General features: G+C 66.0%; 17 protein-coding genes, 1 tRNA gene and 1 pseudogene. 12 read left to right on the top strand and 7 right to left on the bottom strand.

Annotation, left to right across the window (positions count from 1 at the left end):
- Positions 1 to 10: 10 nt before the first annotated feature.
- The 5 genes from NCCP691_RS20470 to serS all read left to right on the top strand — a co-directional run bounded on the left by NCCP691_RS20470 (position 11) and on the right by serS (position 6,175).
- Complete coding sequence (locus tag NCCP691_RS20470) at positions 11 to 2,347, top strand: DNA translocase FtsK (protein ID WP_220810425.1); 2,337 nt, start codon at positions 11 to 13, stop codon at positions 2,345 to 2,347.
- Between the two features lie 9 nt (positions 2,348 to 2,356).
- On the top strand, positions 2,357 to 2,998 hold the full coding sequence (gene lolA / locus NCCP691_RS20465; protein WP_220810424.1) for an outer membrane lipoprotein chaperone LolA: 642 nt from the start codon (positions 2,357 to 2,359) through the stop codon (positions 2,996 to 2,998).
- A 58-nt stretch (positions 2,999 to 3,056) separates the two neighbouring features.
- A complete protein-coding gene (locus tag NCCP691_RS20460) occupies positions 3,057 to 4,343 on the top strand; it encodes a replication-associated recombination protein A (RefSeq protein WP_220810423.1) in 1,287 nt (428 codons plus the stop codon).
- A gap of 71 nt (positions 4,344 to 4,414) precedes the next feature.
- Positions 4,415 to 4,765, top strand: coding sequence for a CzcE family metal-binding protein (locus NCCP691_RS20455; protein ID WP_220810422.1), 351 nt, complete (start codon positions 4,415 to 4,417; stop codon positions 4,763 to 4,765).
- A 114-nt stretch (positions 4,766 to 4,879) separates the two neighbouring features.
- A complete protein-coding gene (gene serS, locus NCCP691_RS20450; RefSeq protein ID WP_220810421.1) occupies positions 4,880 to 6,175 on the top strand; it encodes a serine--tRNA ligase in 1,296 nt (431 codons plus the stop codon).
- A 9-nt stretch (positions 6,176 to 6,184) separates the two neighbouring features.
- Here serS and NCCP691_RS20445 read toward each other — a convergent pair whose 3' ends face one another.
- Complete coding sequence (locus NCCP691_RS20445) at positions 6,185 to 7,939, bottom strand: GGDEF domain-containing protein (protein WP_238482530.1); 1,755 nt, start codon at positions 7,937 to 7,939, stop codon at positions 6,185 to 6,187.
- 413 nt (positions 7,940 to 8,352) lie between these two features.
- Here NCCP691_RS20445 and NCCP691_RS20440 point away from each other — a divergent pair.
- A tRNA-Ser gene (locus NCCP691_RS20440) sits at positions 8,353 to 8,442 on the top strand.
- Positions 8,443 to 8,827: 385 nt separating this feature from the next.
- Here NCCP691_RS20440 and NCCP691_RS20435 read toward each other — a convergent pair.
- The gene (locus NCCP691_RS20435; RefSeq protein WP_220810420.1) at positions 8,828 to 9,295 is read right to left on the bottom strand and encodes a TIR domain-containing protein; all 468 of its coding nucleotides are present in this window, start codon (positions 9,293 to 9,295) and stop codon (positions 8,828 to 8,830) included.
- Between the two features lie 305 nt (positions 9,296 to 9,600).
- Here NCCP691_RS20435 and NCCP691_RS20430 point away from each other — a divergent pair, with 305 nt between their 5' ends.
- Both NCCP691_RS20430 and NCCP691_RS20425 read left to right on the top strand, forming a co-directional pair.
- On the top strand, positions 9,601 to 10,542 hold the full coding sequence (locus tag NCCP691_RS20430) for a radical SAM protein (protein WP_220810419.1): 942 nt from the start codon (positions 9,601 to 9,603) through the stop codon (positions 10,540 to 10,542).
- A 61-nt stretch (positions 10,543 to 10,603) separates the two neighbouring features.
- Positions 10,604 to 11,575, top strand: coding sequence for a glycosyltransferase family 2 protein (locus NCCP691_RS20425; protein ID WP_220810418.1), 972 nt, complete (start codon positions 10,604 to 10,606; stop codon positions 11,573 to 11,575).
- 20 nt (positions 11,576 to 11,595) lie between these two features.
- Here NCCP691_RS20425 and NCCP691_RS20420 read toward each other — a convergent pair whose 3' ends face one another.
- Positions 11,596 to 12,126, bottom strand: coding sequence for a polyhydroxyalkanoate granule-associated phasin (locus NCCP691_RS20420; RefSeq protein ID WP_238482529.1), 531 nt, complete (start codon positions 12,124 to 12,126; stop codon positions 11,596 to 11,598).
- A gap of 160 nt (positions 12,127 to 12,286) precedes the next feature.
- On the opposite strand from NCCP691_RS20420, the gene NCCP691_RS20415 reads away from it, so the two are divergent.
- Positions 12,287 to 13,741 carry a Ppx/GppA phosphatase family protein gene (locus tag NCCP691_RS20415; protein ID WP_220810417.1) on the top strand — a complete coding sequence of 485 codons (1,455 nt, stop codon included), beginning with the start codon at positions 12,287 to 12,289 and terminating at the stop codon, positions 13,739 to 13,741.
- 15 nt (positions 13,742 to 13,756) lie between these two features.
- Here NCCP691_RS20415 and NCCP691_RS20410 read toward each other — a convergent pair whose 3' ends face one another.
- Complete coding sequence (locus NCCP691_RS20410) at positions 13,757 to 14,872, bottom strand: ABC transporter substrate-binding protein (protein WP_238482528.1); 1,116 nt, start codon at positions 14,870 to 14,872, stop codon at positions 13,757 to 13,759.
- Positions 14,873 to 14,903: 31 nt separating this feature from the next.
- The gene (locus tag NCCP691_RS20405; RefSeq protein WP_220810416.1) at positions 14,904 to 16,943 is read right to left on the bottom strand and encodes a methyl-accepting chemotaxis protein; all 2,040 of its coding nucleotides are present in this window, start codon (positions 16,941 to 16,943) and stop codon (positions 14,904 to 14,906) included.
- 152 nt (positions 16,944 to 17,095) lie between these two features.
- Here NCCP691_RS20405 and NCCP691_RS20400 point away from each other — a divergent pair, with 152 nt between their 5' ends.
- Complete coding sequence (locus NCCP691_RS20400) at positions 17,096 to 17,596, top strand: hypothetical protein (protein ID WP_220810415.1); 501 nt, start codon at positions 17,096 to 17,098, stop codon at positions 17,594 to 17,596.
- Positions 17,597 to 17,701: 105 nt separating this feature from the next.
- Complete coding sequence (locus NCCP691_RS20395) at positions 17,702 to 18,937, top strand: DUF445 domain-containing protein (RefSeq protein WP_220810414.1); 1,236 nt, start codon at positions 17,702 to 17,704, stop codon at positions 18,935 to 18,937.
- Positions 18,938 to 18,954: 17 nt separating this feature from the next.
- Here the strand turns inward: NCCP691_RS20395 and NCCP691_RS20390 are convergent, their stop codons facing one another.
- On the bottom strand, positions 18,955 to 19,422 hold the full coding sequence (locus tag NCCP691_RS20390; protein ID WP_220810413.1) for a SixA phosphatase family protein: 468 nt from the start codon (positions 19,420 to 19,422) through the stop codon (positions 18,955 to 18,957).
- 9 nt (positions 19,423 to 19,431) lie between these two features.
- Positions 19,432 to 21,528, bottom strand: coding sequence for a polyphosphate kinase 1 (gene ppk1 / locus NCCP691_RS20385; RefSeq protein WP_220810412.1), 2,097 nt, complete (start codon positions 21,526 to 21,528; stop codon positions 19,432 to 19,434).
- 187 nt (positions 21,529 to 21,715) lie between these two features.
- On the opposite strand from ppk1, the pseudogene NCCP691_RS21455 reads away from it, so the two are divergent.
- Positions 21,716 to 21,878 (top strand): annotated as a pseudogene (locus NCCP691_RS21455) (phosphate ABC transporter substrate-binding protein PstS); the annotation flags it as partial.

The following is a 21,878-nucleotide window of genomic DNA, read 5'->3' as shown; positions in this document are numbered from 1 at the left end:
CCCAAGCCTTATGACCCGAACAGCCCAAGCTTATACCCGCAATGCCAAGCCCGCCCCGGCCGCGCCCATGCCCAACCGGCTGGTGCGCCTGTTGTCCGAGGCGCGCTGGTTCGGTCTGGCGGTGGTCACCGTCTACCTGATTCTTATCTTTCTGACATATTCCCGGACCGACCCCGGCTGGTCCCAGGCCGCCGTCGTGCCGCAGCTGAACAACTGGGGCGGCCGCATCGGCGCCTGGCTCGCCGACCTGATGCTGTTCATCTTCGGCGCCTCCGCCTGGTGGTTCTGCGTTTATCTGCTGCGCATGGTGTGGAAGGGCTACCGGCGGCTGTCGCATCGTTTCCTGTTCCAGCAGGAACCGGAGCCCGAGCATCCGCAGGAAGCTTGGATCCGGGCGTTCGGCTTCGCGCTGATGCTGTTCGGCAGCGTTGCCATCGAATACCTGCGGATGCATACGCTCAGGGTCCAGCTGCCGCGCGCGCCGGGCGGCGTGCTCGGCGAGCTGATCGGCGGCGGCGCCCACGCCGCGTTCGGCTTCACCGGCGGCACGCTGTTCCTGCTGCTGCTGTTCGGCGTCGGCTTTTCGCTGTTCTTCCAGGTCTCCTGGCTGGCGCTGGCCGAGCGTATCGGCGGCGCCATCGAGGATGGCGCGCTCGCGCTGCGCAAGCTGTACGCCGCGCGCGAGGACCGCAAGCTCGGCCAGGCCGCCGCCGTCAAGCGCGAGGAAGCCGTGGTGCAGGAGCGCGCGAAGATCGTCGAGGCGCCGCCGATCCGCATCGAGCCGCAGGTGGTGGCGGTGCCGAAGTCCGAGCGCGTGGAAAAGGAGAAGCAGGTCTCGCTGTTCGCCGACCTGCCGGACACCAACCTGCCGCCGCTGTCCCTGCTGGACGAGCCGCCGCCGGCGCAGGAGACCGTCAGCGTCGAAACCCTGGAATTCACCAGCCGCCTGATCGAAAAGAAGCTGTCCGACTTCGGCGTCGAGGTGAAGGTCGTGGCCGCCTATCCCGGCCCGGTGATCACCCGCTACGAGATCGAGCCGGCGACCGGCGTCAAGGGCAGCCAGATCGTCAATCTCGCGCGCGACCTCGCGCGCTCGCTGTCGCTGACCTCGATCCGCGTGGTCGAGACGATTCCCGGCAAGAATTACATGGGCCTGGAGCTGCCCAATCCCAAGCGGCAGATCGTGCGCCTGACTGAAATCCTTGGCTCCAAGGTCTACAACGACAGCCATTCCAGCCTGACGGTCGCGCTCGGCAAGGACATCGCCGGCAACCCGGTGGTGGCCGACCTGGCCAAGATGCCGCACCTGCTGGTCGCCGGTACCACCGGCTCGGGCAAGTCGGTGGGCATCAACGCCACCATCCTGTCGCTGCTCTACAAGTCCGATCCCAACCTGGTGCGGATGATCCTGATCGACCCCAAGATGCTGGAAATGTCGGTCTATGAAGGCATCCCGCACCTGCTGGCGCCGGTGGTGACCGACATGCGCCAGGCCGGCCACGCGCTGAACTGGGCGGTGGCCGAGATGGAGCGCCGCTACAAGCTGATGTCCAAGCTCGGCGTGCGCAACCTGGCCGGCTACAACGCCAAGATCGCCGACGCCGAGAAGAAGGAAGAGAAGATCCCCAATCCCTTCAGCCTCACACCCGACGCGCCGGAGCCGCTGGAAAAACTGCCGACCATCGTCATCATCATCGACGAACTGGCCGACCTGATGATGGTGGTCGGCAAGAAGGTCGAAGAGCTGATCGCGCGCATCGCGCAGAAGGCGCGTGCCGCCGGCATCCACCTGATCCTGGCCACCCAGCGTCCGTCGGTCGACGTCATCACCGGCCTGATCAAGGCCAACATCCCGACCCGCATCGCGTTCCAGGTCAGCAGCAAGATCGACTCCCGCACCATCCTCGACCAGATGGGCGCGGAGACCCTGCTCGGCATGGGCGACATGCTCTACATGCCGCCGGGAAGCGGCCTGCCGGTGCGGGTGCATGGCGCCTTCGTCTCCGACGACGAAGTGCACCGCGTGGTGCAGCACCTCAAGGCGCAGGGGGAACCCAATTACATAGAAGGAATCCTAGAGGGTGGCGCCAGCGAAGAGGGCGGCGATGCCGCGGCCGGGGCCGAAGGCGGCGCCAGCGGCGAGGCCGACCCGATGTACGACCAGGCGGTCGCCGTCGTGCTCAAGAACCGCCGCGCCTCGATCTCGCTGGTGCAGCGTCATTTGCGGATCGGCTACAATCGGGCGGCCCGCTTGCTGGAACAGATGGAGCAGAGCGGGCTGGTTTCATCGATGCAAACCAACGGCAACCGCGACATCCTCGTGCCTGCCGGGACCACCACCGAATAGGGAAACAATTTGATTCTGGCCTCTCACCGTTTGCGCAAGCTGCTGCTGCCGGTCCTGTTCGCGGCCCTGCCCGGGCTCGCCGGCGCCGCGGCGCTCGATCAGTTCAAATCCTTCGTCGCCACCGCCAAGTCGGCAAAGGGCGAATTCACGCAGCGCCAGATCAAGACGGTCGACGGCGCGCAGAAGCCGGCCGGCGTTTCCAGCGGCAGCTTCATGTTCGCCCGTCCCGGCAAGTTCATCTGGACCTACCAGAAGCCGTATGACCAGCTGCTGCAGGCCGACGGCGAAAAGCTCTACATCTACGACAAGGACCTGAACCAGGTGACGGTCAAGCCGCTCGGCGATGCGCTCGGCTCCTCCCCGGCCGCCATCCTCTTCGGCAGCAACGACCTCGAAAAGAATTTCAGCCTGAAGGAAGCCGGCAGCCGCGACGGACTCGAATGGCTGGAAGCCACGCCCAGGTCCCGGGACACGACCTTCGAGCGCATCGCGATCGGCCTCAAGGACGGCCTGCCGCAGGCGATGGAATTGCGCGACGCCTTCGGCCAGGTCACGCAGCTGAGCTTCACCCGCTTCGAAAAGAACCCGAACCTGCCGGCGGGCCAGTTCCGCTTCACCGTGCCCAAGGGCGCCGACGTCTTCCAGCAGTAGGCTTCGCAGCGGGCATCGCCGCCTTCACAAGAATAACGGGACCACCCCCGACGACATCATGGCAAACATACCCCTCGCCGAAAGGCTGCGCCCGCAACACCTCGACGACGTCATCGGCCAGCAGCACCTGCTGGGCGAGGGCAAGCCGCTGCGGGTGGCGTTCGAGTCGGGCGAGCCGCACTCCATGATCCTCTGGGGGCCGCCGGGCGTGGGCAAGACCACGCTGGCGCGTCTGATGGCGGACAGCTTCAATGCGGAATTCATCGCGCTGTCCGCGGTCCTGTCCGGCGTCAAGGATATCCGCGAGGCGGTCGAACGGGCCCAGGTGGTCCAGGCCAATTCCGGACGCCGCACCATCCTGTTCGTCGACGAAGTGCACCGCTTCAACAAGAGCCAGCAGGACGCCTTTCTGCCGCATGTGGAAAGTGGTTTGTTCACCTTCATCGGCGCCACCACCGAAAACCCCTCCTTCGAAGTCAACGGCGCGCTGCTGTCGCGCGCCGCCGTCTATGTGCTCAAGTCGTTGTCGGAGGAGGACCTGGGCGAGCTGGTCGACCGCGCCTGCATCCAGGAGCTGGACGGCCTCGACTTCACCCCCGAGGCCAGGGCGACTCTGATCGCCAGCGCCGACGGCGACGGCCGCAAGCTGCTCAACAATCTCGAAATCGTCGCCCGCGCCGCCCAGGCCGCGCAGAGCGAGATGGTCGACGAGGCGCTGCTCGCCACCGCCCTGGCGGAAAACCTGCGCCGCTTCGACAAGGGCGGCGACGCCTTTTACGACCAGATCTCGGCCCTGCACAAGTCGGTGCGCGGCTCCAGTCCCGACGCCGCGCTGTACTGGTTCGTGCGCATGCTCGACGGCGGCGCCGACCCGCGCTATCTCGCGCGCCGCATCATCCGCATGGCGGTGGAGGACATCGGACTCGCCGATCCGCGCTCCCTGCGCATCGCGCTGGACGCCGCCGATGTCTACGAGCGGCTCGGCTCGCCCGAGGGCGAACTCGCGCTCGCCGAAGCGGTGGTCTACCTGAGCTGCGCCGCCAAGTCCAACGCCGTCTACAACGCCTATAACGCCGCGCGTGCCTTCGTCGCCAAGGACAAGACGCGCCCGGTGCCCGAGCACCTGCGCAACGCACCCACCAAGCTGATGAAGGAACTCGGCTACGGCAAGCTGTACCGCTACGCGCACGACGAGCCGAATGCCTATGCGGCGGGGGAGAACTACCTGCCGGAAGGCATGCGGGAGCCGCGCTGGTACCAGCCGGTGCCGAGGGGCCTGGAAATCAAGATCGCCGAGAAACTCGCGTATCTGAAAAAACTCGACGAGGACGCCGGCAAGCAGTAATCCGCGCCGCCTTCCCAGAACCGCCCGAAAAGCCGCGCTGTCGAAGCCTCCACAAGTCCCCGGAGCGCGTCATGAAATCCCTGCACATTTCCCTGCTTGTCGCTGTCCTGAGCGCCGGCTGTGCCCACCGCGCGTCGGATTACCCGGTGTCCCTGCTCGGCCACCCGATACCCTCGGCGGCCGCCGAAAAGACCATCGTGCTGAACCCGGACACGAGGTGGGTCAACGTCAACGGCGGTGAAGCGGTCAGGTTCGTGTCGGGCGGGCGCGAATTCGGATGGGCGTTCAATGTGGCCGCCACGGTCAGTTCATTCGACCTGTCGCGCGTGGCGCCGCCCGGCGTGCTGCCGCATCCGGTGATCGCCTACGTGGGCCCCGACCCGAGATACATCGGCGGCGACGGGGGAGAGCGAAACGACTGAGCGCCCCGCCGGCATGGCCCGCGACGCGGACTTGCGCTGGCGCAGCAGGCGGCAGCGGGAATGGGGCGCGCCCTTGGTACAATGCCGTTTTTGCATCCGAGCGCCCGCACTTCCATGATCGACATCCAACTTCTTCGCAAAGACATCGACAACGTTGCTGCCCGCCTGGCCGCGCGCAAGTTTCAGCTCGACACCGCCGCCTTCAACGCACTCGAGGCGGAGCGCAAGCAGATCCAGACCCGCACCGAGGAATTGCAGAGCCGCCGCAATATGCTGTCCAAGCAGATCGGCATGCTCAAGGGCAAAGGCGAGGATGCGTCCGCGGTGATGGCCGAGGTCGGCGGCATCGGCGACGAGCTCAAGGCATCGGCCGAGCGGCTCGACCAGATCCAGGCCAGGCTCTCCGAATTCCTGCTCGCCGTCCCCAACCTGCCGCACGAGTCGGTGCCCGTGGGCCAGGATGAAGCCGGCAACGTCGAAGTGCGCAAGGTGGGCACGCCGCGCAGCTTCGATTTCGAGGTCAGGGATCACGTCGACGTCGGCGCCGCGCTCGGGCTCGACTTCGATGTCGCCGCCAAGCTCACTGGCTCCCGCTTCGCGGTGATGAAGAGCGGCATCGCCCGCCTGCACCGCGCGCTCGCGCAATTCATGCTCGACACCCATACCGGCGAGCACGGCTATACCGAGTGCTACACGCCGTATATCGTCAACGCGGATTCGCTGCGCGGCACCGGCCAGTTGCCGAAGTTCGAGGCCGACCTGTTCGCCGCCAGGAAGGGCGGCCAGGAAGGCGAGGGCGAGGCGCTCTACCTGATCCCCACCTCCGAAGTGTCGCTGACCAACATGGTGCGTGACGAGATCGTGTCCGCCGACGCGCTGCCGATCCGCATGACCGCGCACACCCCGTGCTTCCGTTCCGAGGCCGGCAGCTATGGCCGCGACACGCGCGGCATGATCCGCCAGCACCAGTTCGACAAGGTCGAGATGGTGCAGATCGTGCATCCGGAAAAATCCTATGAAGCGCTGGAAGAGATGGTCGGCCATGCCGAAAACATCCTCAGGAAGCTCGGCCTGCCGTATCGCGTGATTACCCTGTGCACCGGCGACATGGGCTTCGGCGCCGCCAAGACCTACGACCTGGAAGTCTGGCTGCCGGCCCAGAACACCTACCGCGAAATTTCCTCGGTGTCGAACTGCGAGGCGTTCCAGGCCCGCCGCATGCAGGCCCGCTTCCGCAACGCGCAGGGCAAGCCGGAGCTGGTGCATACCCTCAACGGTTCCGGCCTCGCGGTCGGCCGCACCCTGGTCGCCATCCTCGAGAACTACCAGCAGGCCGACGGCAGCGTCGACATCCCCGAGGTGCTGCAGCCCTACATGGGCGGCCTCAAGCGCCTGACCCGCAGCGCTTAAGACCCCTTCCTATCCCTGGCGCCGTTCGATGAACAGGCTGTTGCCGGGGATTTTTTTCGCCTGCCGTTTCGCTTCCGCCGCCGCCGACGCTATCTGGTGGTGGGAGACGAAGCGGCCCGGCTCCACCCGCACCGCGCCGAGCGAGACGCTGATCAGCGGATGAAAGACGGTGCGTCCGCGCCGGTCTTCGCTGACGAAGCCGCCGCGCGCGCGATGTTCGCTGCTGTAATGCTGCGGGATCGAGGCCGCGAAGGCATCGATCACCATCCTGCACCGCCGCTCCCAGTCCTCGCTCTGAAACAGCACCAGGAAGTCGTCGCCGCCGACGTGGCCGATGAAATCCCGGCGCGGGTCGGCATGCGCGGTGAGAATGCGGCCGGTGAGCTGGATCACGTCGTCGCCCCGGCGGTAGCCGTAGGCATCGTTGAAGGGCTTGAAATGGTCCAGGTCCACGTAGCAGGCGGCGAAGGGTACCTGCTTCTGCAGCAGGCGCTCGATATGCTCGTTGATCGGCACATTGCCCGGCAGGAGGGTGAGCGGATTGGCATAGCGGGCCGCCGTGATCTGCATCTGCGTGATCTCGCGCATCAGGTCGTGACCGGTGCCCATGCCGAGATAGCGGCCGTTGTCGGTGATGATGAAGCCGTTCGACAGATGATGGCGGTCGGCCGCCACCATGATTTCGCTCAGCGCCTGCAGGCTGGTGTCCTTGTCGGCGACCACCGGATGGCGGTCCATGAAGGTGGTGCAGGGCTTCTTGCCGTAGACATCGCGCGAGTACAGGCGGGCAAAGCGGTCCACCAGGCAGCTGCGCGCGATCAGGCCGAGCGGAAGGCCTTCATCCACCACCGGCAGGATCGCGAGTTGCGGGTCGCTCATGAAGCGCTCGCACACCTCGTTGTTGGTCATCGTCGGCGAAACGCTCGGCACGATGCGCAGCAGCTTTTTCGCGGTCACCACGTTGTGCTCCAGCGCGCCGCGCTGCGGATACAGCGCGACACCGGTGCGGTTGAGCGACTGCGTGAGTTCGGCCGCCAGTTCGCGCGGCGGCTCCGGCTGCGGGCGCGCGATCAGGTAGCCCTGGCCGCAGGCGATGCCGAGATCGCGCACCAGCATCAGCTCGGTCTGCGCCTCGATGCCTTCGGCGATTGCAATGGTGCCCGATTCCTGCGCGATTTCCTGGATCGATCGCACGAACTGCAGCTTCACCGGGTCCTGGTGGATGCCCTGCACGAAATGCATGTCGATCTTCACATACTCGGGCCGCAGCTCCGACCACAGGCGCAGGCTGGAAAACCCCTCGCCGAGATCGTCGATCGCGATCTGGAAGCCCATGCCACGGTAATGGCGAACCGCCTCGCGCAGCAGGTCGTAGTCATAGGCGGGCTGGTTCTCGGTCAGCTCGATGATCACGCGGTCGGGATGGATGCCCACCTCGTGGATGTAGCCCAGGGTTTCACCGTGGCGGGCGCGCGGCTGCAGCAGCATGTCCGGGCTCACGTTGAGGAACAGCTTGCCCGGCAGATCGAGTTCGGCGAAGCGCTCCAGCACCACGCGCCGGCACATGTGCTCGACCTCGACGCTCAGGTTGTTGGCGCGGGCGACCTTGAACAGATTCAGCGGCGAATGGAGCGGGCTGTCCGACGGGCCGCGGATCAGGCCCTCATAGCCGACGATCTCGCCGCGCTGGATGTTGATGATCGGCTGGAACAGCGCGCTCAACTGGCGCAGCGAAAGGATTTCCCTCAGTCGCGACAACAACATGGCATCTCCGGTCTCGGGTTGGGGCCGGGGCTGGCGCTGCGGGCCGGCGGGGGCGGGGAACATGCCCGGCCAAGCATTCGGCGCGACCTGCTGCCCGGGCGCGGCGACACTGGAAAAGGAGAGGATGGAACTCACGGCAGCCTTTCTTGAACTGGACGGTCTATTGGTAGCCGCATCCTAGCCGCCGTATGTGACAGGATGATGATCAAAAGAAACTTTTACGAAAATCGGGAATGGGCGGGGGCGGGTGCCGGAACGTGGGGTCGGGCAGGCAGAAGAGCAGAAGAGCAGAAGGGCGGAAGGGCGGAAGGGCGGAAGGGGCCGGTTTCTCGCAGTTACTATTCCTTCTCCGTAGTTTGTCTGTTATACTCCTCGGCTTTGCGGCGTACCCCGTCCGCAAATCGACCCGTAACGGAAAGGTGGCAGAGTGGTCGAATGCGCTGGACTCGAAATCCAGTATACGTTTATGCGTATCGAGGGTTCGAATCCCTCCCTTTCCGCCAACGACCAAGCAATCAAGCGCCTCCCGAGGCGCTTTTTTGTTTCTGCCCTGTTTCTGGCCACGGCGCGATACGCGATGCAAGTCGTCGGTCGCGAGCGCCATGGTCCAGTCGTTGCGCTTTGACGTACGTCGCAGCTTCCCTCGACGCTTCAGCGGTTCCTGGCAACGCACTGTCACGACGGCGACATATCCGGCCTACTCCAAATCATCAACGAGCAGTCCCGACGCAAAGCAAAAGCGTCTGACGTGGGGGCAGGATACCGACGCTCAAACAAGCAGTTGATCAGGCTTTGACCAACACCCTGTCCTGCGAAACCTGAAAGCACAGTCAACTCGGCTCCATCAGGAAGCTCATGCGTCTTCTTGACCGATTATGCAGCGAAGGCCTATAAGCCGAGTCGCGCATAAATCTCTTCCTTATAGTGCCAGTCGTCCGTCCCGCGCATCTTGTAATCTCTGAGGGCGAACTCGATGATCTTCGCTTCATACGGAACGAAGACGGCGCCGATATTCCGGATGACCTGAGGACATTTGTGATCGGCGTATCGTAATCCATCGAGATTGACCCCGATGATCCTGCATTTTTTTTCCAGTGCTACTTCCGCCTCCCATTGCACGTAGTCGCACTTATAACGGGTGTCCTGGCCGATCAACATCAGGTAGGTGCCGCCCCTGCTGATGCGCTCGCGGCATTTTTTCTTGATATACGCCTCGTTCTCGGAATTGACTTCCTGCGCCAGCTGACAGTCGACGAAATTGAAGTCGATATGCTCGCGCTCTTTCCACGCTTGCATCATCCGGTAGTAAGCAATATCCGTACTGCTGAAGCCGACGACAGCTCGTGGCAAGCCCATGGTTGCACCCGATCGTTGACAGGTTGCCAGATTTTACTTGTTTATCAGCAATACGGATCAAGGACAATCATCGACCGGCCATGAAGCCATGCCGGACGGCGAGGCCTGGACTTTATGCAGCAGGCCACGCGTAGCCCGGCCCATCCGCCACGCCGCATGACCACGGTAACTATCTTTCGCGGGACGATGTAACCGCTTGATCATTGTCATTGTGTCATCGAGGCAAGAGATAAAGATGTGAGTCCCGACGCAGTTCCGATCCAACGAAGGAGACGACTTTGGCGAACGCAAACAAGACACCTTTCATGCTTGATGTACTGCGTCGGATGAGTCCGGCGCCGATGCGTTTCTGGTACCGCGTGCGCGCGGGCTATCGGCATCTGCGGGTGCTCCGGGCGGTGACCCGCGTGTTCGGAGCGCAATATGTGCGCAGCCGCGACCGCATCGAGATCGACATTACCTATGCCTGCAACCTGCGCTGCCTGAACTGCAACCGCTCGATCACGCAGGCGCCGGACAAGATGCACATGTCGCGCGCGATGATCCAGGATTTCGTCGCCGAGTCGATCGCGCGCGGCAAGCGCTGGAGCACGATACGCATCCTTGGCGGCGAGCCGACCATGCATCCGGAATGCATCCGCATCCTCGAGGACGTGCTGCAGTACAAGCGCTGGCATCCCGCCTGCCAGGTGCAGCTGGTCACCAACGGCAACGGCAAGGGCGTGCAGGCGATGCTGAAGAAGATCCCGTCCGGGATCGAGATCGAGAATTCCGCCAAGACCGGCAACCTGCAGCCGTCGTTCGGTCCGTTCAACCTCGCGCCTGCCGATGATCCCGCCTACCGGCACGCGGATTACCGGAACGGCTGCGCGGTGATGTCGGAGTGCGGCATGGCGCTCACGCCGCTCGGCTACTATCCGTGCGCGGTGGCAGGCGGCATCGACCGCATCGAGGGCAACCGCCTCGGCCACGCGCATCTTCCGGCCGACGACGACGACATGCTGGAGGCCGCGGAACGGCTGTGCCGCCTGTGCGGCCATTTCAGGGAGGGGCATTTCATTCCCGAGCATCTGCGTCCGCCCACCCTGGAACAGAAGCTGTCGCCGACCTGGGTCGGGCTTTATCAACGCTGGCGGGAAGACAAGAAGGCGCGCAGGATGGACGACGCCTCCCGGCAGACCGAGTATCAGCTGCGCTTTCAGCGCATGCCCGTCGCGCCCGTGCGCGAGCAGGAAGTCGAATCCTGAATACCGCCGCGTCTCGGGCGGAGAGCCATTCACCGACAGTCTGATCCGGAGGAGCTTGTTCATGCATCAGCCATTGCTATCGCTCGTGGTCGCGACGGTGGGACGCACCGCCGAACTCGCGGGCCTGTTCGCCTCGCTTGCCGCCCAAAGCTGGCGCGGTTTCGAAGTCATCGTCGTCGACCAGAACGGCGATGACCGCCTGGACGCCATCCTGGCGCAGGCAAGACAGGAAGGACTGGCGCTCAGTCATCTGCGCCTGCAGCCGGCCAATCTGTCCGCCGCACGCAATCTCGGCATCGATGCGGCGCGCGGCGAGTGGATCGGCTTTCCGGATGACGATTGCTGGTACAGCCCGCACATGCTCGAGCGGCTGGCGAAGTATTTCGAGGGCCGGCAGCCCGCGGCAGGCGTCGCCGCGCGCTGGCATGAGCTGATAGACGCGTCCGAGCCGGCGTCGCGGCTGAGCTGGCGACGCTCGCGCGCCTTCCGGGATGTGCCCACGCCGTCGTTCGCGCTGTTCTTCCACCGGGCGGTATTCCAGCGGATCGGCGGTTTCGACGCCCGGCTGGGTGTCGGCCAGTGGTTCGGCGCGGGGGAGGAGACGGACCTCCTGTTCCGGGCGCTGCGCACCGGCGCCGTGATCGAATTCGAACCCTCGGCGGTCGTTCATCATCCGCTCAAGGAACCGCCGCCGACGGCGGATGCGCGGCACGCCGAGCGACTCCGCGCGCGCGGCGCCGGCGCCTTGTACCGCAAGCATGCGCTGCCGCCCTGGGTCATCCTGCGGGGGTTGCTCGCGCCGGTGCTGCGGCCGTTGTCGCAGGGGCGCTTCGGCAACGAGCTGGCGCTGGGGCGGGCGGTGATGCGGGGACGGCTGGACGGGGTGCTCGGCTGGGGCCGCGGCGGCGGGCCGATCTATCGCTCGACGGGTGCTGCGCGCACCTGGGCGCCGGAGGCCGGGCAGGACAGTACGGCGGCGGCGGACGCGGCCGTTCAGGAGGCCGCACAGGAGGCCGGACAGCTCGCCGCCTGAGCCGGCCCCGTCCTGACGGCTTATCTCGCGCCGCGCTTTGCCGCGCGGCGACCCGCGGGGCGGTAGACGAGCCGCCTCGCGTTCGCCGTCGCGCGCGAGCGGACCGGCTTCAACCCGCCATTGGCGATGCCCGCGCATGCACGCGACAGGCGCTCCATCGCATGAGTGCCGCCATACATCACCGCGCGTCCCGGGCGCCGCGCGCTCCCTGCGTGAAGGAAAGGCGCGGGCATCATCCACCATCGCATCAGGCCGGCGCCCGCCATCGCCATCTGCCCCGCCATCCACATGCCCTGCTGCACATTGAGCGTCATGGCCCTGAGCATCATCGCCTGCAGCGACTCGGCGGCGGCCTGCGGTTTCTCCTGCACCATGCGGGTGAACTCGCGGCGATCGCGGATGCCGGGGTTGGGGCCGGCGGCCGCCATCCTGCCGAGCCGGTGAGCAATCACGACCGCGGACGACTGCAGCATCTCCGCATAGCCGAGCGTGAAACGGAGCCAGCCGAGCATCGGATCGGCGGCGACGGGAAAAGGGGTGCGTGACGGCATGGCGGCTCCTCGGGCGGCGGGTGGGGCTTGGAGCGCCCGTGGCCGGGCCGGTTCACGGAACATTCATCCTGTTTTGTCATCAAGCAGTCATAATGCGTCCCTATCGTCAACGTCTTTGTCCGCGGCCGGCGCCGGGACGAGGCAATAAAAGGAAAAAAGCATGTTTGCCGCCGTCGATCTGGGTTCCAATAGTTTCCGCCTGCATGTGGGCGCTTTCGACGGTGAGGCGATCCGCATCGTACGCACGGCACGAGACCAGATACGGCTCGGTGCCGGACTGGATGCCGGGGGAAACCTGACGCCGCAAGCCATGCAGAGCGCCCTGCAGTGCCTGCGCGACTTCCGCGCGGTGCTCGGCGAATATGAGCTGGACGCGGTGCGCGTGGTCGCCACCAATACCCTGCGGGTGGCGAGGAATGCGGCGGAGTTCGTGCCGCAGGCGGAGCAGGCCATCGGCTATCCGATCGAGATCATTTCCGGCGAAGAAGAGGGCAGGCTGATCTACATGGGCGTGTCGAGCGTGCTGCCGGCCGCGGAGCAGCGGCTGGTGGTCGACATCGGCGGCGGCTCCACCGAAGTCATCGTCGGCCGTGGCAGCGACATCCTCCAGGTTGAATCCTTCAGCATCGGCACCGCCGGCCACAGCCTGTCCTTCTTCCCCGGGGGACGCATCGACGACACGTCCTTCGAGGCGGCCGTGCTGGCCGCCCGTTCCACCTTCGAAGACGCGGCCCCGCTGTACAAGGCGCAGAGCTGGAGCAATGCCTACGGCTCGTCGGGCACGATCCGCACCACCGCCGAAGTCATCGCCAGGAATGCGATCGGCGACGGACGCATGTCGCAGGACAGCCTGCGCGCGCTCGCCGGCCGCCTGATCGCTTTCGGCGACATCGGCCGCGTCAATCTCGCCGGCATCCGGCCCGATCGCGCGATCGCGGTCGCCGGCGGCCTGGCGATCCTGCTCGGCCTCATGCAGGAACTGGACATCCCGGTGCTGCACCCGGTGGACGCCGGCCTGCGCATGGGCGTGCTGTGGGATCTGCAGCTGCGCGCGACGCAGCGCGACCGGCGCGAGCAGTCGGTGCGGGAATGCATGCGCCGCTTCCGCGTGGACGCGGACCGCGCCAACCGCGTGGCCAATGCGGCGCTGACGCTGTACGCGCGGCTCAAGCCGGCGGGCGAGGACATGGAGAAATACCTGCGCTGGTCGGCGCTGCTGCACGAGATCGGACTGGCGGTCTCGCACACCGGCTTCCACAAGCACAGCGCCTATATCATCGACAACGCGGACCTGCCCGGCTTCACCACCCGCGAACAGCGGCTGATGTCGACGCTGGCGCTGGCGCAGAAGGGCAACCTGCGCAAGGTGGCCGACGCCCTGGAAGACGGCGACCGCGCGCGGGCGATACTCGCGCTGCGGCTGGCCACCATGTTCATGCATTCGCGCATCGACGGCGATATCAGCGACATGCGGCTGCGCATGAAGAAGGGGATCGAACTCGAGCTCAAGCGCGCATGGCTGCAGCGCCATCCGACCGTCGGCGTGTGGATCGACAAGGAGCGTGCCGCCTGGGACGAGGCGGGCTACGGCTTTCAGCTACGGACCGCGGACTGACCGCGGCCCGCGCCCTCAGAAAACCAGTCCGGCGCCGCGGGTCAGCAGCGCGATGTCGAGATAGCCGGACAGGCGGCCGTTCTCCGGCGCGGCGGTCAGGCCGCCGATGTCGATCGCCGTGCCGCGCGCCATGAATTCCTGCAGCACCGCCGGTCCGCTGCGCCGCGACGCCTGCATCATCTTCACCAGCGTGCGCGCGGCCGCAAATCCCTCCAGCGTGAGCGCGGACACGCTCTCGTCCCGGTATTTCTTCATCATGCCCAGGTGCTCCATCTGCAGCACCGTGTTGCCGGCGCCGGGATTGGGCACGACCTGGGAAAACACGGTCCACTCGACCGCGCGGCTGCCGGCCAGTTCGCGCAGGGTATCGAGGTTGGTCAGGGAAGTGCCGGCGACGAAGCGCTGGCCGTCGTGCTTGCGGAAAGCCTTCAGGAAGAGGCCGGTGCTGATGCTGTCGGCGATCACCAGCACGAAACCCGGTCGGGCGGCCGCCATGCGTTGCGCTTCCTGCGCGATGCTGTCTTCGCGCGCGCTGATGCGCGCCTCGCGGGTCACGCGCACCTGGCGCTCCCGCGCTTCCTCCTGCACGCTGCGCCAGGCTTCCTGGTGGACGGGGCTGTCCTGGTGCACGACGCCGACATCGCTGATGCCCAGCTTCCTGAAATGCGAAAAGATGTGGCGCAGCTCCTGCCGGTAGGTCGGGCGCCAGTACAGCACGCGCTGGCCATGCGTCTGTTCGCCGGCCGCCAACGGGGCGTACAGCATCTGGCCCTTGCGCCGCACCGCGGGGCTGTCCGCCACTGCCCGCACCGTCGCATCGCCGATGCCGCCGATCAGGAATTCCGCCTGCTCGCGTTCGAGCAGTTCGGCCGCCGCGGCCGCGCTCGCCGCCGGGTCGCCGCCGTCGTCGCGCGCGATGAAGCGGATGCGGCGGCCCTGGATGCCGCCCGCGGCGTTGATCATGTCGAAACAGGTCTTGATGCCGGCGACATAGTCGCGGCCGAGGCTTCCGTTGGGGCCGGACAGGTCGATGGCCTGGCCGATCACGATCGGTTCGGCCGCCAGGGCGGGCATCGCGGGCGGCAGCAGGCACAGGCCGGCGACCAGCAGTTGTTTGAGTCGGTACATCATGTCGAGTCTGGCAAAGTGAGTGAACAGGGAATCAGGCGCGCAGAAGAGGACGCTCTTCCCGGGGCAGCACAGCGGGCAGCACGGCGGGCAGCGGGCGGCCGGGGACCGGCAGCACCCGCACCGCGGCGCTGACCGCGGCAGGCGCCTGCGGCTCGCCGTCCTCGTCGAGGCGGAATGCGGCGACCGCATGCAGCAGGTCCTCCGCCTGCTGGCGCAGGGCCGCCGAGGCCTGGGCGGCCTGCTCGACCAGCGCGGCGTTGCGCTGCGTGACTTCATCCATCTGGCCGATGGAGAGGTTGACCTGTTCGATGCCTGTCGACTGTTCGCTGCTGGCGTCGGCGATGTCCTGCATGATCAGCGTGACTTCGCGCACCGCGCCGAGCAGTTCGCGCATGGTCTTGCCGGCGTCGGCCACCATGGCGTTGCCGCGCTCGGTCTCGCCGACCGCGCCGTCGATCAGCTTGCGGATCTCGTGCGAGGCGCCCGCGCTGCGCTGGGCCAGCGCGCGGACCTCGGAAGCCACCACCGCGAAGCCGCGGCCATGGACGCCGGCGCGGGCAGCTTCGACGGCCGCGTTGAGCGCGAGCAGATTGGTCTGGAACGCGAGTTCGTCGATCACGCGGATGATGTCGATCACTTTGGCAGAGGATGCCTTGATCGCCGCCATGCTGGCGACCGCACGCTCCACCGCTTCGCCTCCCTTGTCGGCGATGGCGCCGGCGGTGAGCGTGAGGCGATGGGCATCGGCGGCACCGGTGCTGTTGCGGCGCACCGCCGCGGTCAGTTCTTCCATGGAGCTTACGGTCTGCTGCAGCGCGCCCGCCTGCGACTCGGTGCGTGCCGACAGGTCGGCATTGCCGGAGGCGATTTCGGCGGCCGCGCGGCCGATGGTTTCGCTGCCGCCGCGGACCTGCCGCACCAGCCGGCCGAGACCGTCGATCATGTCGTCGAACGCCGTCGCCAGCTCGCCGATCTCGTCGCGCGAGCGGGTCGATACATGGACCGAGAGGTCGCCCTGCGCCGCCTTCGCCACCGCGCGGCCGAGCTGCCCGATATCGCGCCGGAACGACTCGATGAACCCGGACAGCAGCCACATGGCGGCGGACAGCGCGGCGACCGCGATCAGGACGATCAGATTGCGATGACCGGTCTGATCCTCGACACGCTGCGCGAGCAGGGCGTCGAGTTCGGCGCGGCTGGCGCGCGCGGCACCGTGCAGGGCGTCGATGCTTTGCAGTCCCGCCTCGAGAAAGGCCATGCCGGACGTCTGATCGACCGAGCTGAGCACCTCGTTGCGTGCGCGCTCGATGAAGAGACCGGCACCCGCGAGCGATGCCTGCTCCGGCTTGAGGCGGGCGGCGAGCGCGGGGCGCTCGCGAAGGACGGCGGCGAAACGCTCGGGCATGCGCGCCAGGTCGCGCTGGGCGAGCATCAGCGTCGAGCTGAGCAGCACATCTTCGCCGCCCTCCTGCAGCCCGGTATCGATATAGGCGGCGCCACGCGCGGCCACGTCGGCGAGACCGGAGGCGAGTTCCGGCAGGGCGGTGACGGCCAGCGTCGCCAGGTGGTGCGGCGCGATTTCCGGGTCCAGCGTCAGGCCCGAGGATTCAGCGATGCGGGTATTCAGTTCGGCGATCCGCGCGAGCAGCGCGCCATGCAAGGCATAGCTTTCCTTGGCCTGGAGGCCGGCGATCCGTTCCTTCAGCGTCTGCCATTGCTTGCCCGCATCGGCCGCAGCGGGCGCCGCATCGGTCGTCAACCGGGCGATCGCCGTGTCGAGCGCGGCCCTGATCTCGTCGGCCCTGGCAGCCGCCGGTTTCGATCCGGCGAGGGCAAGGTGGCGCCAGGCGCGATGCTGCTCGAGCAGCCGCGCAGCCTCGGCGCCGGCCTCCAGGCGTTTCAGTCCGGCGCGACGGGTCTCGGTGCTGGCCACGGATTGCTGCAATTCGACCAGCAGCAGCGCGGTGACGAGCAGCAGCGGCAACGCGAACAGCAGCGCGACCAGCCCGAATTTCGGCAGCAGGCGCAGCTGCTGCATCAGGCGAACGGCGGGAGAGAGGAGCATCGACATGGGCTTGACACCTTAAAAGTTGTTTTTCGGCAAGTTTGCCCAGTGTTTGTTACCCGGTGATGACGGAAACAGTCTTGCATGCCGGACATAAACGGTAATATCATTTATACGGTATAAATGATTTATACGATTTCACGCATGGAGGATTGAACATGGCAAAGACGATTGCAAGCAAGGCGGAGTCCGCCACCCCCGCGGCAGGCAAGGCCGCGCCGGCAGCGAAGAAGGTTTCGAAAGTGACGGCCCAGGCCAAGGCGCCGGCGGCTGTCCCCGCCGAACAGGCGGCGCCGGCCGCAAAGCCGGCCGCAAAGCCGGTTGAAAAGCCGGCAGCAAAACCGGCAGCCAGGAAGGCGGCGGCGGTCAAGGCAAAGCCGGAAGTCAAGGCGGAGCCGGAGGTCAGGGCGCGCAAGCCTAAGCTCGTTCGCGACAGCTTCACCATGCCGGAATCGGAATACGCCGCGCTCGGCGAAATCAAGAAGGCCTGCCTGAAGGCCGGCATCGAGGTCAAGAAGAGCGAACTGCTGCGCGCGGGCGTGGCGCTGCTCAAGCGTCTCGATGTCCAGGGCGTCAGGGACGTGCTCGGTTCGCTGCCGTCGCTGAAGGCGGGGCGGCCGAAGAAAGGCAAGCAAGAGGGCAAGCAAGAAGGGAAGTAAGCCGGCCAGGCCGATCCTGCTTGCCGCGAGTCATTGCCGCGGTTGTGAACCAACCGCATCTCTTCGCGCTCGAACCGGAGTTCCGTCAACAGAGCGACACGACCGATGCACGAGCTGGAGCAGGAAAAACAGTTGCGCAAGAGTCGCCGCCTGGCGACCGGCCTGCTCGTCCTGATGGCGGTGCTGTTCGTCGCCGCGCGGCTGGGGGAGGCGCGTTATCCATGGCTGGCGTTCGTGACCGCCTTCGCCGAAGCGGCGATGGTGGGCGCGCTCGCTGACTGGTTCGCGGTGACCGCCTTGTTCCGCTCGCCGCTCGGCCTGCCGATTCCGCATACCGCCATCATTCCGCGCAACAAGGACAGGATAGGCGACAGCCTGTCCAATTTCCTTGAGCATAATTTCATCACCCAGGAAGTCATCCGCGAGGAATTGCGCCGGGTCGACTTCGCCGGTGCCGCGGCCGGCTGGCTGGCGCAGCCCGAAAACAGCCGCGCGGTGGCGCGGCAGGCGGTGCGCAGCGTGCCCTCGCTACTGAAAGTGATCGAGGACGACGAAGTGCGCAGCTTCATCCAGCATCGGATCGCGCGCACCCTGGAAAACACCCGCTTCGCGCCGGCGCTGGCCGACATGCTCGATCTGCTGATGGCCAGCGGCCATCAGCGCGCGCTGTTCGACCAGCTGATCGTGCTGGCGGGGCGCGCGCTCGAGCACAACAAGTCCTACATCCGATGGAAAATCCATGAGACCAGCCCGCGCTGGCTGCCCAAGGCGATCGATGAAAAGCTGTATGAGCGCATCGTCGCGGCGCTGCAAAGCACGCTCGATGAAATGCGCGACGAAGACAGCGAATGGCGGATGCGCTTCCACAATCTCGCCAGGGATTTCCTGGAAAAGCTGCGCACCTCGGAAGAGTACGAGGCGCGCCTGGACGCGATTCTGAGCGAAGTGCTCGGGCATCCCGCGGTGCGCAATTACGCGATCGGCGTCTGGCACGACATCCGGGAACGCCTGGTGGCGGATGCCAACAGTCCGGATTCCCAGATGGCGGCCAAGCTCGATCACGCCATCCGCGCTTTCGGCCGCGACCTGCTGCAGGATGAAAGCGTGCAGCGCAAGCTCAATCAGTGGATCCGCATCGTCGCCACCGAGACCATCGTCGGCCGGCGCGAGGCGATTGCCGACCTCGTGGCGCGGGTGATTCACAAGTGGGATGCAGTGACCATGTCGCGCAAGCTGGAACTGCATGTCGGCAAGGACCTGCAATTCATCCGCATCAACGGCACCCTGGTGGGCGGCCTCGTCGGCCTGGTGCTGCACGTGGTGTCGCTGGCCTTGCCCTAGGGCGGCGTGCCGCCGGTTTACTTGCCCGCCATGTCGGCCGTCAGCGCCGCCTTGATATAGGGGAGGGTCTGCTCGCCGACCTGTTTCTGCGCGATCCACAGCACGGCGCCCTTGCGCAGCAGCCAGTCCTGTTCCTGCCCCGCCAGCAGCAGGGACGCCACCTGGCCCAGCGTCGGCTGGTGCCCGACCACCAGCACCGCGCCCGCCGCCTGCGGCCATTGCGCAGCTTCCAGCACCGATGCCGCGCTCGCGTCCGGCGCCAGCGAAACATGGGTCTTGAACTTGCGGCCGAGCGCCTCGACCGTCTGCACGGTGCGCACCGCCGGACTGGAAAGCACGCGGCAGGATCCGGGCAGCTGGCGGTCCAGCCACTCGCCCATGCGCGCCGCCTGCTTGCGTCCCTTGGCGGTCAGTGCCCGCGCCTCGTCCCGCAGCTCCGGTCCGCCCGGTTCCGCTTCCGCATGCCGCCACAGGATCAGTTCCATGTTTTCTCCTTACTGGCTCGAGCCCAGTGATTGCGCCAGGTATTGCTGCGCGCTGAACGCCGCCTGCTTGCCGCGCGGCTTACGGCGCACGTAGCGGCCGTCCGCGCCCAGTTCCCAGGCGTCGACATTATCCTTCAGGTACGGGTTCAGGCCCTGGTTGATGACTTGCTTGCGCAGCGACTTGTCCAGCACCGGGAAAGCGACTTCGACCCGGCGCAGCAGGTTGCGGCTCATCCAGTCCGCGCTGGCAAGATAGACCCGGTGTTCGAGGTTGGCGCGGAAATAATAGATGCGGCTGTGTTCGAGAAAGCGGCCGACCACCGAACGCACCCGGATGTTTTCCGACAAGCCCGGCACGCCCGGACGCAGCGCGCAGGCGCCGCGCACGATGAGGTCGATCTTGACGCCGTCGGCCGAGGCCGCGTACAGCGCCCGGATCACCGATTCGTCGATCAGCGCGTTCATCTTGGCGATGATGCGCGCGGGCCGGCCCTCGCGCGCGATCGCGGCTTCGTTGCGGATGGCCTTGATGATTTCCCGCTGCAGCCCGAAGGGTGCCAGCCACAGATACTGCAGCCGGCGCGGGCGGGTCAGGCTGGTGAGGTGGATGAAGATCTCGTTGACTTCGCTGGTGATGCCCGGGTGCGCGGTGAGCAGCCCGAAGTCGGTGTAGAACTTGGTCGTCGTCGGATGATAGTTGCCGGTGCCGAGGTGGGCGTAATGCCGCAGCTCCCGGCCCTCGCGGCGCAGCACGAGCGCGAGCTTGGCGTGCGTCTTCAGGCCGACCACGCCGTACACCACCTGTGCGCCGACCCGTTCGAGGCGCTCCGCCCAGTTGATATTGGCCTGTTCGTCGAAGCGCGCCATGAGCTCGACGATCACCGTCACTTCCTTGCCCCGCTGCGCCGCGAGAATCAGCGACTCCATCAGGTCCGAGTTCATGCCGGTCCGGTAAATGGTCTGCTTGATCGCCAGCACATCCGGGTCATGGGCGGCGGAGCGGATGAATTCGACCACCGGCTGGAAGGACTGGAAGGGATGATGCAGCAGCACATCCTGCCGCCGCAGCAGCGCGAACATGCCGCCGTCGGCCAGCGTCGCCGGCAGGCCGGGGACGAAAGGCGGGTAGTGCAGGGCGGGCTGCTGCACGTGGCTGATGATTTCCTGCAGCCGCACCAGGTTCACCGGCCCGTTCACCGCATACAGCATGCCCTTGTCGATGCCGAACTGCTCGAGCAGGAACTGCGACAGGTGCGGCGGGCAGTTCGCCGCCACTTCCAGCCGCACCGCAAAGCCGAACTGACGGCTCTGCAACTCCGACTGCAGCGCCTGGCGGAGATTCTTCACCTCGTCCTCGTCCACCCAGAGGTCGCTGTTGCGGGTCACGCGGAACTGGGAATAGGCGGTGACTTCGCGGCCGGTGAACAGGTCGGTGATGTGCGCGTGGATGACCGAAGACAGCAGGCAGAAGCAGGCGGCGCCGTCGGACAGTTCATCCGGCAGGCGGATGACCCGGGGCAGCACGCGCGGCGCCTTGAGTATGGCGATCGCGTTGCCGCGGCCGAAAGCATCCTTGCCCGACAGCTCGACAATGAAATTCAGGCTTTTGTTTACTACCAGGGGAAACGGATGGGCCGGGTCGAGTCCGATCGGCGTCAGCAGCGGCCGCACTTCCCGGTCGAAGTACTCCTTGACCCAGGCCCGCTGCGCCTCGTTGCGCTCTTCATGACGCAGCAGCCGGATGCCGGCGGATGCCAGCTGCGGCAGGATTTCCTCGTGCAGCAGCGTATATTGCCTTTCGATCAACGCATGGCACTCCTCGCCGATCCGTCCCAGCACCGCCGCCAGGGCGGGGGTCGGCACGCTCGGCGCGGCGCCCGGGTCCTGCGCCAGCAGGCTGGCAATCCGGACCTCGAAGAATTCATCCATGTTGCTGCTGACAATACAGAGAAAGCGCAGGCGCTCGAGCAGCGGGACCGCGCGGTCTTCGGCCTGGGCGAGGACGCGGCGGTTGAATGCCAGCTGCGACAGTTCGCGATTCAGATACGTCCCTGTTTCCTCGTGCGAGAGGGAAGAGCCGGTTTTCTTGCTTGTCTTTTTATTCATTCTTTTGGCAAATCTAGGGCGGCACATGCCGGCGGACCGAGTCTATTAAGCAAATATGACCGCTTTATGACGGAAAAATCTCTTGCGCCGCTTTATGACAAGCGCGTGTCGCCGCTGTCATAAACGTGTCATATTTCGGGGCTACAGTTCGCCCTGTCCTTGTTTGACAATTCTCATGGAGCAGATGATGCGACTGAACAAATTCTTTGCCACGATGGCCATTGCCGCCGGAGCAAGCTTCATCAACAACGCGATCGCCGCCGACATCACCGGCGCCGGCGCGACCTTCCCGTACCCGATCTATGCGAAGTGGGCCGAGGAATACAAGAAGGCCACCGGCACCGGCCTGA

Origin of the sequence: Noviherbaspirillum aridicola, from assembly GCF_019656455.1 — a bacterium.
Classification (GTDB): Bacteria; Pseudomonadota; Gammaproteobacteria; order Burkholderiales; family Burkholderiaceae_D; genus Noviherbaspirillum; species Noviherbaspirillum aridicola.
This window is presented reverse-complemented; position numbering and strand designations above follow the sequence as displayed.